The following is a 15,601-nucleotide window of genomic DNA, read 5'->3' as shown; positions in this document are numbered from 1 at the left end:
CGTATTTTTAAACTTAAGCGAAAATAAAAAAGGTGGGATTAATATCCCACCTTTTTTAAAGAAAATTAGGTCAAATTAATAACCAGGGTTTTGCTTCAAGATAGAAGTTCCTTGGATATCGATTTGAGCTTGAGGGATAGGCAAATACTTATCCGTAGCTTGGTAAGATGCTCCACCAAACTTCGTTACTAAGTATTGCTTCTCATAAGTTAAATACGCATTTAAAGTAGCAACGTCAGTACCCCAACGAACTAAGTCGAAGAAACGGTGACCTTCAGTCGCTAATTCTAACATACGCTCCATACGAACCGCCTTTTGAGCAGCAGTCTTATCAGCAAATGCTGTATAAGGAGAGATCACGTAGTTAGCTTCAGCTACTCCACCTTTCATTACGAAACCTGCAGGGTTAGCTGCACGAGCACGAACTTGGTTGATGTAACCTAAAGCAGTAGCTAATGAACCAGCTTCGATTTCAGCCTCAGCAGCCATTAACAATACATCTGCAAAACGAATGATGTTGAAGTTCATCGTTGCATAACCACGTGTCCAAGAAGAACCATCTGTTAATGTATTCTCTTGACGCTTGTAGTATACGTATTTCTTAGGTGAATAAGGACCAGCATAAGTTTGATCACGAATCCAGTTCTTACCAGGGTGCTCGATCCAGTCTAAATACTGGATACCACGACGACCGATAGTGTGGTCAATACGTGGATCTAAAGCACCAGCATCTTCCGTAAATGCAGCAGATGAAGCGATTTGAAAGTCTTGCTTCAATGCATTCGCAGCTAAGTTATAATCTGGAGCTCCAGCCGTCTCAGTTAAGATAGGCAAACCATTCACTGTACGGTAAGCATTAGCTAAAGAGAAAGAAGGTTGGAAGAATCCGCAGCAGTTACCTGGACCATCAGAACCCGTGTTATATGGGTAGTTCAAGTCATCAAAACCGTTCGCGTTATTCACGTTACCTGTGTTCATCGAAGATTGGATAGCAAAGATAGCCTCTTCGTTGTTGTCATTCTCCGCGTTGAAGATTTCAGCAAACTTAGGAACTAAACCATACTTCTTACCATTCGTAGTCACACCGTTCGCGATTACATCAGTAAACTTAGCTTTCGCATCAGCAAACTTTCCTTGGAACAATAACACTTTACCTAAATAAGCTTGAGCAGCCCATTTGTTCGCACGACCTGCAGATGAAGACGTTGCTGGCAAGTTTGTATATGCATAAGCAAAGTCACCTTCGATCTTATCCCAGAATGCTTCTGTGTTCGCTACTTTTTCGATACCCTTACCGTAATCCTTTGTCTCATCTACATATGGAACTGAGTTAAATAACTTCTTTAACTCAAAGTAGTAGTGACCGCGTAAGAAACGAGCTTCTGCAACAATACGAGTCTTATCTGCTGCTGAAATCTCTTTAGATCCATTAGCTAAATTAATCGTCGCATTACAACGAGCAACACCTTCGTATTTTGCTTGCCATGTGCTGTTCAAATCACCATCAGTAGGTTGAACCTCATAACGTTGCATAGGGTTGATGGAAGTGAAGTCACCCGCATCCGTACCTTTATTGTTCTCTCCTCCACGGATAGAACCCCAAACCCAGTTATTACCTGCTGCAAGACGAGTAAATCCTTTAGCAGCTAATTGAGCATAAGCACCGATTAAGGTACCTTCTACACCATCTTTAGAAGATAACTGCGCCTGAGCCAAAGAGGCAGTAGGCGGCACTTCTAAAAACTGATCCTTACAAGCGAAGGTCAACGTAAGAGCTGACACACTCACTAAAGCGATTCGCTTTAAAATCTGATTATTTTTCATTTTTCTATTTTATTAAATTTGTTATATAACTAACAGCGTGGACTTTATGTTTTAGAAAGTCAAGTTAATCGATGCATTGAATGAACGAGTCACTGGGTAGTTACCCACATCAATACCGAAACCTGTATCCGCTGCACCACCTACGCCTGGATCTAAACCTTGATACTTAGTAAAAGTCAAAAGGTTGTTAGCTGATAAAGTAAACTTCGCACGCTTGATACCTAACTTAGAAGTATAAGCTTTAGGAATATTGTATCCTAAAGAGACGTTTTGAAGACGTAAGTAATCACCATTCTCTACATACCATGAGTTAGCAGCACCTGAAGTTGACATGTTAGAATTTGATTCCCAAATAGGAGCAGCTGCGCTGTTTCCTAATGCTGGAGTCCATGATTGCTTCGCACGCTCACCTTTTCCTGATCCTTCAAACGTTCCGAAGAAGTCTGTAAACCACTTAGATTGGTTCCAGATTTGGTTTCCTACTGAAGCGTATAAATACGTAGCAAATTCAAAATCCTTGTAAGTCAATCCTACGTTAATACCACCTGTATAGGTAGGTACTGGAGAACCTAAGAACGTACGGTCATCAGTCGTGATTTTACCATCACCATTGATATCCGCATAACGGAAACGACCTAAGCCTTTACCATCTTGTGCTGGAGAAGAACTTACCTCAGCAGCTGAGTTGAAGTAACCGATTACTTTGTAACCGTAGAAAGAAGATAACGATTGTCCTACTTCCATACGCACTGGCGTAATTCCACGGAATGCACCACCTGTTAAGTTCGTAATACCCGGAGCGAATGCAACGATTTCGTTCTTCAAGAATGAATTATTAAAAGTTAATTCATATTTCAAATCAGAAGTTAAGTTACCACGGTTAATGATTTGGAAATCAATACCTTGATTACGCATCTTCGCTACGTTCACAGAAGGAGCAGACGCAGCTGGTCCTACTACCGCTGGAAGAGGCACGTTGAATAATAGATCACGTGTATCTTTTCTCCAAACGTCTAATACGATTTCCCACTTACCATTGAAAAGAGTTGCATCAAAACCAATGTTCAATGTTTCTGATGTCTCCCACTTCGCAGCTGGGTTACCAATACGAGAACGGTAGTATCCTTCATTAGCTCCTGATGATTGACCATCAATCGCATAAAACGAGTTACCTCTGTTCGCTGCATATAAAGAGAACTGGTTAGCTGGGTCTACGTTATTCGAGTTACCCATTAAACCCCAACCACCACGGATTTTCAAATCAGAGATAGCAGGTAGATCTTTCATAAACTCCTCAGATGTTACTCTCCAAGCAGCAGATACTGCAGGGAAGATACCATAACGATTCTCAGGACCGAAACGAGATGATCCGTCACGACGAACAACTCCAGTTAAATAATACTTCTCATCGAAGTTATAATCTAACTTAGAGAATAAAGAGTAGAAATTAACACCTGAATATAAACCAGAGTTAACTACTGGAGATTGTACAGATGATAAAGTTACGAAGTCTAAATCCATTGAGAATGGATTGATACCTGAACCAGAGATCTGACGACCAGCACCTGTATTCAATGCTTCCATACCTACTAAAGCAGTTACGCCATGCTTTCTCCACTTAGTTTTGTAAGCAGCTGTATTCGTAAATGTATAAGCAAAGTTATAACCTGAACCTTCGTTGAATGAATTAGAAGCCTCTGGCTCAGAATCACCTAAGTATCTGTAGTTATAATCCTTGTATCCGTAGCCTGAATAATTACCACCGATTGAAGTCTTGATAATCAAATCTTTGATTGGCTCATACTCAACATAGATATTACCGAATGCAGCTGCGTTATAATTGTTATCATTCGTGTTATTACGAATCCTTGAACGAACTGGATTACGAGGGTTGTTAAAACCTGCAGCTTTAGTAGAGGCAAAGCTTCCGAACTCATCATAAACTGGAATCGCTGTAGGCATACGGTAAGCAGAAAGGATAACTGACTCATCAGCAGCAACACCTAAACCATTATTACCACCTGATTGACCACGAACTGAACGGTACGTGAATTGTAAGTTTTCACCTATACGAACTTTCTTTCCTAAATCAAATTCAGAGTTGAAACGTGCTGAATAACGCTTGAAATCGTTTTCAATTAAGATACCTTGTTGATCTTGTCCAGATAAACCTAAGTAGAAACGACCTTTATCAGTTCCACCTTGGATTCCTAATGAATGACGCATGGTAGTACCGAAACGAGTAATTTCATCGTACCAGTTTGTTCCAGCTTTATTTGTTTTAATTACAAACGTATTTAATGGATTAGATGCAAAAGCTGCTTGAGCAGCTGCTAAATCTCCTGAATTGACACCATTTTGACCGTTGAAGTGCAAATACGTAGGTAAAGTTGCTTGCGCAGATGTACCATATTGAGGGTGAGTATAACCTACTGCAGTTCCGTTAGCCGCCGCATTGTTACGGTATGCTACGTGAGTCCAATCAGCTTGCTCTTGTGGAGTTAACATTTTAGCTACACCACCTACGTTAGGATCAGTACCACCGTACAATCCATCGTAAGAAATCGAAATTCCTTTGTTACGTGTACCACGCTTAGTAGTGTAAACGATTACACCGTTCGCTGCACGAGCACCATAGATAGAAGCTGCTGCCGCATCCTTAAGGACCGTAGTAGTCTCGATATCATCTGGAGAAAGGAAATCTGTAGTTCCTACTGGAACTCCATCCACAACGTACAATGGCTCGTTACCACCAAATGCACCAAAACCACGAACACGAATGATACTGTTCGTACCTGGCTGTCCGTTTGTGATTAAAGTAACACCGGCCACACGACCTTGTAATTGTTGCTCTACGTTACCTGAAGGTGCAATTTGCAAATCCTTGGCTTTAACAATAGAAGCAGCCGCTGTAGACTCTTTCTTATTAGTCACCGAGTAACCAGTTACGATTACCTCGTCTAACTGAGAATTATCTTCTGCTAACGTTACGTTAATAGAAGCTTGTGAACCTACTGTTATGGATTGTGACTTATATCCTACAGCTGTAATATTTAAAACAGCTGATCCAGAGTTAACAGATACAGAAAATGCACCGTTAACATCTGTAGTTGCTCCTGTGTTAGTTCCTTTAACTAAGATACTTACACCCGGAATTCCTTGGGAATCTGTCCCAGAGACTTTACCTGAAACCTTGCGGTCTTGGGCAAATGACGAAAAGCTTCCTAGCATCACTATCGCTAGCAAAAGAAGGCTTCGTAGAGTTTTGTAAAAATTGTTTTTCATAATAAAGATTAAGTTAGTTTTTAAATTAAATTTTTTGGGTTTACTTTTTGCTAATTCAATGGACCTCCTTTCTGTTTAGGTGAATAAATAGTTTAAACTTTAAATAGGTTTAGTCGTTAAACAAATCTTCAAATAATACAATAGCACTTTAAAACAACATCGGAAATAGATGACCTATCTTAACTATGCTACACTATTACATACTCCCAAATATGTCCAATACTTCCAACCTACACAAGTTTTTACTTACTATTTTTTCATTTTTTTTATTTTAAATAGCAGTATTCTCTTAATAAGCTCATAGGAGGCATTTTTCACCTTTTTAATACAGAAAGGGCAGAAGCTTGGGTCGGCAGAAATGGGGATTTTATTGTGAATTTGGCAATCGGTAACCATGGCATAACAAACCGATAAAATGGGCATAATCAAGAAAGGGCCTCCTTAGATAATTACAAAAAACACAAAGAAGAGAATTTTGCTTAATTTTGGACTATGTCATCCTTTGACCCTAAAATCATCCTTCCTACTTTACCCGAAGATCCGGGGGTATACCGCTACTTTGATGAAAGCGGCACCATCATCTATATAGGTAAGGCGAAGAATCTTAAAAATAGGGTCAGTAGCTATTTTACTAATACGAAAGGCAAGGACAACAAGACGCGTCGACTTGTAGCACAGATTCGTAAGCTGGAGTTCACCATTGTTCACTCGGAATTCGATGCGCTTTTGCTAGAGAATACGCTCATTAAGCAGTTTCAACCTAAATACAATATCCTATTAAGGGATGATAAGACCTACCCTTTTATATGTTTGACTAAAGAACGTTTTCCGCGCTTGATGACGGAGCGACGAATTAATCATTCGCTGGGGACGTTTTTTGGCCCTTATGCGAATCCAAAACTAATGCATGCGTTGCTCGAAATGTTGCATCAATTGTATCCCTTGCGGACTTGTGCGCTGAATTTGAAGGAATCGAATATCGAGGCGGGGAAATTCAAGGTTTGTTTAGAATACCATATCGGGAATTGCAAAGGGCCTTGCGAGGGTCTAGAGCAGGAAGATCGCTATACAGAATACATCGATCAGGTGTCTCAGATTTTGAAGGGGAATTACCAGAAAGCGAAAAGCTTCTTGATTTCCCAAATGCAGGATGCCTCCGCCCGCCACGCCTTTGAGCAAGCGCAGGAGTGGAAAGAGAAATGGCAGCTATTAGAAAACTTCCAAGCGAAGTCGACGGTAGTGAATCCCTCGATCCACGATGTCGATGTATTTTCGATCGTGTCGGATGAGTCTTTGGCCTATATTAATTTCATGAAGGTCATTAATGGGACTATTTTGCAATCGCAGACCTGGGAGGTGAAGAAAAAACTCGAGGAAGAGGAGGCAGAATTGTTGACGATGCTGATTTGGGAGAAGCGCGATCAGTTTCAGAGTAAGGCCAAAGAGATTATAACTAACATCCCTATGTCGATCGAATTCGAAGGGGTGAAAAATACTTTGCCGAATCAGGGCGACAAACGAAAGCTGCTAGACATGTCCTTAAAGAATGTCTTGTATTTCCGAAAAGATAAAGCGGATCGCAAGGCAGCCGAGGAAAGTGGAGGGGATCGCAAGATGCGCGTGATGATCAAATTGAAAAATGATTTGCGACTGACGGAATTGCCGAAACACATCGAATGTTTCGATAACTCGAACTTGCAAGGGACGAATCCGGTCTCCGCGATGGTCTGTTTCATGAATTCGCTTCCTTCTAAAAAGGATTACCGCATCTTCACGCCTAAAACAGTGGAGGGGCCAGACGATTTTGCAACTATGTTCGAGGTAATCACCCGCAGATATACGCGCTTATTAGAAGAAGAGGCTGAATTACCGAATCTAATTATCGTCGATGGAGGAAAAGGACAGTTAAGCGCTGCCTGTGATGCGCTAAAGGCCATCGGATTGTATGGAAAGGTTCCGATCATTGGTATTGCGAAGCGTTTAGAGGAGATTTATTTTCCTGAGGATAGTTTACCCTTATATATAGATAAGAAATCGGAGTCGCTGAAACTGATTCAGCAGCTGCGGGATGAGGCGCACCGTTTTGGGATTACGGCGCATCGAAATAAGCGAAGTAAAAACTTTATCGTGTCACAATTAGAGACGATGGAAGGGATTGGAAAGTTGACGGCGGAGAAATTATTGAAGACTTTTGGGACGGTGGCGAAGCTGAAGGAGGCGTCTCAGGAGGATTTGGCCAAAGTCCTAGGCAAAATGAAAGCCCTCAAATTCAAAAAACAACTCGAAAACCTCTAGAATTCAGAGCTGAACTGATCGACATCAATCGCGCGGTAGTTTCGATATACTTGCAAAATAATCGCCAGAGCAATCGCCATCTCACAAACGCCCACTACTAAAACAAACAAGCTGAGGTAAAGCCCCTGCATCGATAGATCATTCTTCGAAAAGGCCACTAAATTTAAATTAGCTGCATTCAAAATCAGCTCGATTCCCATCAATACAAAAATTGTATTTTTCTTCAAAAGCAAAATCGCTAGACCCGTCGCGAAAAGAAAGGCAGACACCCACAAGAAATAAAGTACCGGAATATCAGTCATGGTTCTTTGCAACAAAGGTGGCGCCTATTAAGGCAATCAATAAAAAGACTCCGGCTAATTCGAAGGGGAAAGCATATTCAGTCAACAAGCCTAAACCTACTTCTCTCAATTTAGATGTACCCGTGATGGGCAGATTGTTCATCCAAGGTCCTTTTGTGAATAACCAAAACAAGCCCAGAAAAAAAGATAAGCCGATCGACAAGGGAAATACTAGATTGGATTCCCGCGTCATCAAATGATTTTTGCTGGAAGCGGTATCGGTTTGATTTGTTTGATTCGTTAGCATAATCCCAAACAAGATTAAGATCAACACCCCTCCTACATAGACTAATAGATGTGCCACCGCTAAAACGTCCGCATAAGCTAACACATAGAGTCCTGCGAGGCCGAGCATCGTTAAGAACATGGACAAGGCCGCGTGCAATAAATTTTTCGTCCACAACATCGACAAAGCGCTTCCGCAAGTCAATAAAGCTAACACCAAGAAAGCGATCACAAGCGGGCTCATTCTGCGTCTGGTTTAGGCTTTGGCTTAAAACTAGGTTTGAAGGCAGGCTTGAAAGCGGGCTTGGGAGTTTCGTCCTTGGTTTCTGTGGGTGCAGCTGTTTTCGCTACTTCATTTGCCGCTTCTTTCAATGCATCCTTTTCCGCTACGTACTGCTCATATAAAGCACGCTTCTCCGCTGCCTGTTCCGGAGTCAAATTCGCGAACTCAAAATTGTGTTCCTTCACATCAAAGACCGAGAAATCATATTCCGAGGTCATTGTTAAACATTCTGTCGGACAAACCGTGGTACATAGACCGCAGAAGCAGCATTTGGACATATCAATGTCAAATTTAGCGGCATACAAACGGATGGGCGAACCATCAGAAGTGGTGCCTACTAAGCCGGTCGCTTTAATGGGATCAATTTCGATACAATCTACCGGACACACTTTCACACATTTATCGCAGACGATGCAATCGTCCATCTCGTTGTGCAATTGGTAGCGGCCGTTAATCGGTGGCAGCATTTGTTGTTGGGGATATTGAAGAGTGACAATACCAGCCTTTTGATTAAAATAATCAGGATCTTGGATATTTTGAATGCTGCGTTGCTTGCGCGCCGCCCAAGCATGCTTCCACGTCAAAGCCATACCCTTTCGAATACTCTGAACTCCCTCTAAAATGTCCTGAAAATACGCTTTCATCTTAAAAATAGATCGCTGGGTAAGTCGATGGATCGGATTCTCGCATAATCATATAAACGGCATCCACCACATTCTCTGTGTTTGGCTTAGAGAAATAATCTCCATCCGAACTATAGGCAGGGCGGTGAGCCGTGGCAGCAATACAAACAGCTGGACTTTCTAACCAGGTAAAGGCTCCTTGTTTGTCTAAAACTTCCTGCATCATATAAGCAGACGCTCCTCCCGGCATATCTTCATCAGCGAAGATAACTCGGTGGGTCTTTTGAATCGAGGCTAAAATACTATGATGACGATCAAATGGCAATAAAGTCTGTGCATCTATCACCTCCACCGAAATCCCTAATCCAGCCAAAGTCTCCGCTGCCTCCATCACAATTCGGCACATAGAACCATAGGTAACAACCGTTATATCAGTCCCTTCCCGCAAAATTTCTGTAATTCCTAAAGGCACTTCGATCTCGTCTAAATTAGACGGCATCGGCTCCTTTAAACGATATCCGTTCAAACATTCAATCACAATTCCAGGGTCATCCCCTTTCAATAAGGTGCGGTACATACCCGCCGCTTGAGTCATATTGCGTGGCACACAGAAATGAACACCTCGTAAACCATTAATTAAAACAGCCATAGGACTACCAGAATGCCAAATTCCCTCCAAACGATGTCCCCTAGTCCGAACAATCATCGGCGCTTTTTGGCCCCCTGCGGTACGGTAATGCAAACACGCCCAGTCATCCGATAAAATCGGGAATGGGTAAAATATATAATCCAAATATTGAATCTCTACGATGGGCTTCAAACCGCGCATGGATGCGCCGATTCCCTGACCTACAATACTTACTTCACGAATACCGGTATCCGTTACTTTTAAAGGCCCATAAATTTCTTGCAATCCGGCCAAGGTTTGATTTACATCCCCAATTTTTCCTACATCCTCTCCTAAGATAAATACCCGTGGATCGGCTAAAAATTGAGAAAATACTTTATTCAAAATGTCTCTCCCATCAACCAAAGCCGGCTCTTTTTCATAGGTCGGTTTCACTCCCGAAATTAATAAGGGGGACTCATCGGACTCACTCATTTGGTGAGAACTAAAGCGTCTGCGGTTTAATTTTTCCAGGTCATCTAGCCATTTACGCAATAATTTTACCGCGGGACCTTGATAAAAACGGAACGCCCGCAAAGTCTTCCGACCAGCCCGAACTAAATCACTGAAAATAGGATAAGGTAAAGCAGTTAATTCATCCAGAATAGGCTGCAAAAGTCCCGGCTCATTAGTAGATTCCAAAAGACTTTTCGCAATACGTAAAAAGCCCTTTTTATCCACATCAACCGAGGCCATATAAGCGGCAAAAGCCTCTTTCTGGTATTTTCGCGCTAAAACGGTAGCCTCCTCATCAATGGCCTTTAGTTGCTCCTCAGAAGCGAATTTTTGTGTTATGACCCAATCGCGGAACAAGGCATTACAATCCGCTTCTTGTTCCCAAGCTAATCGCTCAGTGGATTTATAGCGTTCGTGTGAACCGGAGGCAGAGTGTCCTTGCGGTTGGGTACATTCAATCACGTGAACTAGGCAAGGGACAAATTCTATTCGAGCTAATTCCGCCGCGCGCTGGTAGGCTGCCACTAAACCCGGGTAATCCCAGGCTTTTACTTGTATAATTTCTAATCCTTTCTCGTGCTCATTGCGCTGAAATCCAGCCAAAGCCTTCGAAATAGATGATTTTGTTGTTTGAAATTCAATAGGCACTGAAATACCATAACCATCATCCCAAACGGAGAATACCAAGGGTATTTGCAATACGCCTGCCGCGTTAATGCACTCAAAAAACATGCCTTCTGAAGTGGATGCATCCCCGATTGTGGTGAAACAAACTTCTTGGCCTTGTTTCGAGAAAAGTGCTTGATGATCTTTTAGATCTGCTCTTTCGCGGTACATTTTAGAGGCATAAGCGATTCCTAAAGCACGAGGTATTTGACCTGCGGTAGAAGATATGCCTGCGACGGTGTTATAACGAGAGGTTTGATCCACCCATTTACCTTTCTCATCTAACCAACGCGTCGCATGGTGGTTATTCATCTGACGACCCCCAGAATGTGGATCAAATTGAATGTCTGGATGTCCGTAAAGCTGAGCAAAATACTGTGGCCAAGTTAAATCCCCGATAGCTGCACCAATCGTTTGATCCCGATAATAGCCCGAAATATAGTCTCCAGGGCGCATAGAACGGGCTAAAGCAATTTGGCATAACTCTTTACCATCCCCATAAATACCAAATTTCGCACGTCCTGAAAACACCTCTTTGCGCACTAAAAGACTACAAGCACGGCTGATAACAGCTAGGCGATAGTCCTCTAATACCCGGGTAGGATCGAACGTAAGGTTAGGGTTAGAAAAAGTAAATGAATTCAAATGCTAGGTCTTATTAAACACGTAAAAATACAATAAATTCCTCGCCCTCCAAACAGAATCCAGACAAGAAACTTGGCAAAATATTTTATTGTTTATATATTTGAGCTGTATTAAACCAATGAAAATAGTATGAAAAAATTAATCGCCCTATTTGCGCTACTAGTGGGATTTGCATTTACATCGAATGCACAAGGTGCTTTGAAATTCAAGCAAGAAAAGCATGATTTTGGAACCATCGCTGAAGGAACAATAGCTACTTATAGCTTTGTATTCACTAATACAGGAAAAACACCCGTAGTTATTTCTAACGTTAAGCCTTCATGCGGTTGCACTACTCCAGATTGGACTAGAGAGCCTGTAATGCCAGGTAAAACAGGTAAAGTAACCGCGTCTTATAATTCAGCTGGACGTCCAGGAATCTTCAATAAAACCGTTACTGTTATGAATAACGGGGAAGCTTCTCAAATCGTTTTAGGGATTCAAGGGACTGTGGCTCCCATAAGATAATTCCCTTTATTCTTATAAAAAAAGCTCTCCGCACATCGCAGAGAGCTTTTTTTATTAATCGCGGTTCTTGAGACCTTCTTTTTCTCGAAGTCCATTAATCCAACCCGCAATTTTCAAGACATCAGCCTTAGGAACATGGCTCATAGGTGCCATTTCGGTCGCATAGTCAGGCCAGTTTTGCGGATTAGGTTTGTATACTAACTCTAAAATCTTCTGGTTTGAATAATTGCGCTTAGCAATTTCCGTGAAGGAAGGGCCTACTAATTTGCTGTCTTTCGCGTGGCAAGCAGAGCAAGTGTGTTTCTTTAATAAATTAGAGATGGCTAATTCGTAGCCTAATCCGTTATTCACTACCCTCGCCTCTGTCACTTTCACTCGGATTTCAACCTGAGGCGCCGCTGCCACTAAAGCAGGGCCCGCAGGAATCTCATTCAAAGTATAGTAAGCGGTTTCATGTAATAAAGGATCCCCCTTTTCATTCAGAACACCCTTTAGGACAAATTCGTGAATGAAAAATTGGCGAATCCCATCGATGGAGATACGTACCTTCTTGCGATCTGCTGACACTTCCACCCCTTTAATTTTCAAGTCCTTTAACTCAATAATCGGAGAACCGTATTGGTGTTGGTATTTGTAGATATACGAACGAATCGCATAAGATGCCACTTTCTTCACAGAATTCACATCTACTGGCTGCGTAAAGCTAAATTCAAAACCATCTGACTTCGCTTTAATCATATCGATTTCAAAGGGCATAATACCGTTCCAAAATAAACGTTGCAAACCAAAATCATCCTTTCCTGTACTACCCCATCCGCGAGAAGTCATTCCCACAAACATGCTGCCATCTAGACCAAAACGTTCTCTTAAAATACCAGACTGAAAGCCTTCGCGGTAGTTAATGGCAAAACCTTGATACACGCCATTGATTTTCTCTAAACCCATCCGCATCACCTTGGACTGACCTTGATCAGCTACAAAATACTGGCCAGGGAAAGGGCTGAATTTGCCCTTCGTTGTGTCTTGCAAAATATCTGAAGTAGAAATACCCATGATCGCATGCGGGAACCAAACGGCCGGCAATTTAATCTTCGGATTTTTCTTCGCTGCCTCAAACATAGGCGAGCCATTATCTTGAATCTCTTCTAAGCTAAGTTTCAATGGGCTGTTGGGTTCTTTGGCCCATTTAAGACCGCCTGGATTCCCTGCAAAATCCCCTTTTGCTAGGTGTGTCACCCGACCTGAACCGACCCAATCCCCCTGGTTTTCACCGTAGAAAAGATCGCCTTCGTCATTAAAACTATAACCGGCAGGAGAACGCAATCCACCTGCAAAAGGCTCCATTTTGCCGTCTGGAGAGATTTTAACAAACCAGCCGCGCCATTTGGCAAACTTACCTTCACCAAAACCCACCCAAGCTAAATTCAAACTCACCCACATGTCCCCGTTCTTATCGAATACTGGACCATAGGTATACTCGTGGTAATTCCCAGAAATATCAAATTGATAAATCGGCTCATACAAATCTGCCACTCCGTCGCGATCGGTATCCGAAATCTTCGTCAACTCCCCGCGTTGAGAACAGTAAAAAGCTCCATCCTTGTAGGCTAAACCCAACACCTCGTGTAAACCACTCGCAAAGCGACGGTAATAGGTCTGGTGACTTGATTTTTGGTATGGATTTTCTACGATCCAAATCTCACCTCTTCGCGTGCTTACCGCTAATCTACCATCCGGCATTGTAGCAAGACCACCCACCTCTAAATAAATCTCTTTAGGAATCGGCAAGGTCTTGATTTCGTAATAATCTTGCTCCTTTTTAGGAGTCGTTTTTGTTTGTGCAAAAGCGCCTAAGGCTAGCGTAAACAAAAGAACAAAAGCTGTATATTTTTTCATCGTTACCAAATCAAGTCATAAGTTAATTGTGCCCCCGTCAATGGCACGCGAATTTGTTGCGATCCAGACGCCGTTTTCAGTAGTTCGGCTGCTGCACCTTTCCATTCAATAAAATTGCCTGGCTGCGAAGCAAGACCATTTTGCAAAATCGATAGATGATGTCCCGTTGCTAAAACAGCCTCCACATCATTCTTTTGCGGACTCGCTCCCACTAAAGTCAGTGTGCGACGGAAACCATTTCCTGCGGGTTGAATTCGATCTTCTACTCTCAATTTCGCTGCTGGCCATTCGTACATAAATACCGGACGACCCGCTTCTAGGCGATATCCTTTATAAACTAAGTCCGTCGAATCTGGCTGTACCTGGTGAGCTAAGACTAAGGGGGATTTTCCGTCTTGCACCACCGTTAAACCAAGTGGTTCAGAGGTTTGAGGCTCCCCACGGTTATCCCACATTTGGGTGGCATCTAAGAATTTGCCTCGCCAAACCTGTAAGATCGCTCCTTGCTTCAAGTCATACGTATAATGCACCCCGGCAGGATCCCCTACTTGAATGATGTACATCTTTTTCTTCCCTAGATGAAAAGCGAAGGAACGTTGTAAAACGGGTTCGGCATTCGCCTTCACTTCGATTAATCCCACCGCATCTGGGTCTAAAAGTGAGGTTCTGTCATGCATCGAAACTAAACGAGCACCGATTCGCTTCACGTTCAAACCTAAAGCCTTAGGACCCCAGGGGAAATCTTTGATATGAATAATTTCTAATTGATGCTTGCCGGCTTTTAAGAAGGTAGAAGCAGGCACCATTTCATTAAACCAATGCGCACCTTGATTCAAAACAACTCCATCTACTTTCAATTCCCCTGAGCCCGTCCAATAGGTTTGGAACTCATAATTATCGTCTTCCGGAATAGTCAATTCAGCTTTATAATGAATTAAGAAATCGTTGTTTACCGGAATTACTCGGTAAGTTAAGGCCGGTATTTTGCCCGATGTTACCGGTTTCGTAGTAGGTATAATGGGGTCTGTAAATTTGCCCGTATAATAATCGTAAGACACTTCGCCTAAAGAAGCCGTTGGTTTCTCGTAGGTTTCATAACGCAAATTTCTGAATGCTACCGGACCGTGATCGCCTTGAATAAGGATAGGGCCAAAAGGCGCTTCTTTATCAAAAATCGCACCACGAGTCACCCCCGAAACTTCGATATTCTCCTGAACAAGAATGCCATTCAAAATAACTTTTTTAAAGATGGCGTTCGCTATTTTATGGCCACTCGCATCGAAGCGAGGTGCTTGGAAATCAATTTCTAAGGTCTGCCATAAACCTGGCGCTTTGCTTGCGTTTTGGCGAGGAGCATACCCTTCATAGCCTTCTTTTCCCTTCCCACGTGCATCATCCCAGCGCTCATAAATTCCGGCACAATCATCAAACCTGACCGTCTTCTTACCCCAAGAGTCATACAATTGAACCTCATAACGCCCTTGCAAGTAAATACCTGAATTCATGCCTTTAGGGAGCATAAAATCCACCAAAAGACGAATGTCTGCATGTTGCATTGTAGACTTCAAATCATCTGTCCGATGGTATTTCCCGCTTCTGAGCGTATTCACAATAACACCTTTCCCTGGGCTTACCTGAAAAATTGTATCGGAATATTTCGCGAATACAGACTGTTCAATCGTCCAATTTTTACTGGGTTGGTCGAACGCAGACAGATCTGTGAGGGGAATCGATTGCTGCGCGAATCCAAAAAAGGGCATCGAACACAGCATCGAAAAGAGCAATTTCTTCATAGCAAATTGTAGGTTTAGTCAAATCTACCGAAAATCATTCCGCCTTTTCATCGGCACAATCAGGACACTGGTAGAAATTATAATGGAAATATAAG

The 15,601-nt window shown here is 42.4% G+C and carries 10 protein-coding genes; 2 read left to right on the top strand and 8 right to left on the bottom strand.

Annotated elements, in window-relative coordinates; genetic code table 11:
* Positions 1-75: 75 nt before the first annotated feature.
* Positions 76-1,824: a RagB/SusD family nutrient uptake outer membrane protein gene (locus tag ACST14_RS06070; protein WP_459461619.1), complete on the bottom strand. Its 1,749-nt coding sequence runs from the start codon at positions 1,822-1,824 to the stop codon at positions 76-78.
* Positions 1,825-1,875: 51 nt separating this feature from the next.
* Complete coding sequence (locus tag ACST14_RS06065) at positions 1,876-5,109, bottom strand: SusC/RagA family TonB-linked outer membrane protein (RefSeq protein WP_459461617.1); 3,234 nt, start codon at positions 5,107-5,109, stop codon at positions 1,876-1,878.
* 492 nt (positions 5,110-5,601) lie between these two features.
* On the opposite strand from ACST14_RS06065, the gene uvrC reads away from it, so the two are divergent.
* A complete protein-coding gene (uvrC, locus tag ACST14_RS06060; protein ID WP_459461615.1) occupies positions 5,602-7,404 on the top strand; it encodes an excinuclease ABC subunit UvrC in 1,803 nt (600 codons plus the stop codon).
* Here uvrC and nuoK read toward each other — a convergent pair.
* Genes nuoK through ACST14_RS06040 form a run of 4 tightly spaced genes read right to left on the bottom strand, consistent with a single transcriptional unit; the run spans position 7,401 to position 11,310 of the window.
* The gene (gene nuoK, locus ACST14_RS06055; RefSeq protein WP_459461614.1) at positions 7,401-7,706 is read right to left on the bottom strand and encodes an NADH-quinone oxidoreductase subunit NuoK; all 306 of its coding nucleotides are present in this window, start codon (positions 7,704-7,706) and stop codon (positions 7,401-7,403) included. The genes uvrC and nuoK overlap by 4 nt on opposite strands.
* Positions 7,699-8,214, bottom strand: a complete 516-nt coding sequence (locus ACST14_RS06050; protein WP_459461612.1) for an NADH-quinone oxidoreductase subunit J family protein — start codon at positions 8,212-8,214, stop codon at positions 7,699-7,701. The genes nuoK and ACST14_RS06050 overlap by 8 nt, the downstream gene beginning before the upstream one ends.
* Positions 8,211-8,897 (bottom strand): 4Fe-4S binding protein, encoded by a 687-nt coding sequence (locus tag ACST14_RS06045; protein ID WP_459461611.1) that lies wholly within the window; start codon positions 8,895-8,897, stop codon positions 8,211-8,213. Before ACST14_RS06045 ends, ACST14_RS06050 begins: the two co-directional genes overlap by 4 nt.
* A gap of 1 nt (position 8,898) precedes the next feature.
* Positions 8,899-11,310, bottom strand: a complete 2,412-nt coding sequence (locus ACST14_RS06040) for an alpha-ketoacid dehydrogenase subunit alpha/beta (protein WP_459461610.1) — start codon at positions 11,308-11,310, stop codon at positions 8,899-8,901.
* Between the two features lie 129 nt (positions 11,311-11,439).
* Here ACST14_RS06040 and ACST14_RS06035 point away from each other — a divergent pair, with 129 nt between their 5' ends.
* Positions 11,440-11,817, top strand: coding sequence for a DUF1573 domain-containing protein (locus ACST14_RS06035; RefSeq protein ID WP_459461609.1), 378 nt, complete (start codon positions 11,440-11,442; stop codon positions 11,815-11,817).
* 54 nt (positions 11,818-11,871) lie between these two features.
* Here ACST14_RS06035 and ACST14_RS06030 read toward each other — a convergent pair whose 3' ends face one another.
* Positions 11,872-13,713 carry a hypothetical protein gene (locus ACST14_RS06030; protein WP_459461608.1) on the bottom strand — a complete coding sequence of 614 codons (1,842 nt, stop codon included), beginning with the start codon at positions 13,711-13,713 and terminating at the stop codon, positions 11,872-11,874.
* A 2-nt stretch (positions 13,714-13,715) separates the two neighbouring features.
* Entirely contained in the window at positions 13,716-15,506 is a 1,791-nt protein-coding gene (locus tag ACST14_RS06025) for a family 16 glycoside hydrolase (RefSeq protein WP_459461606.1), read from the bottom strand.
* Between the last annotated feature and the right edge of the window lie 95 nt (positions 15,507-15,601).

This window comes from Aquirufa sp. A-Brett2-15D (assembly GCF_054558735.1).
This window is presented reverse-complemented; position numbering and strand designations above follow the sequence as displayed.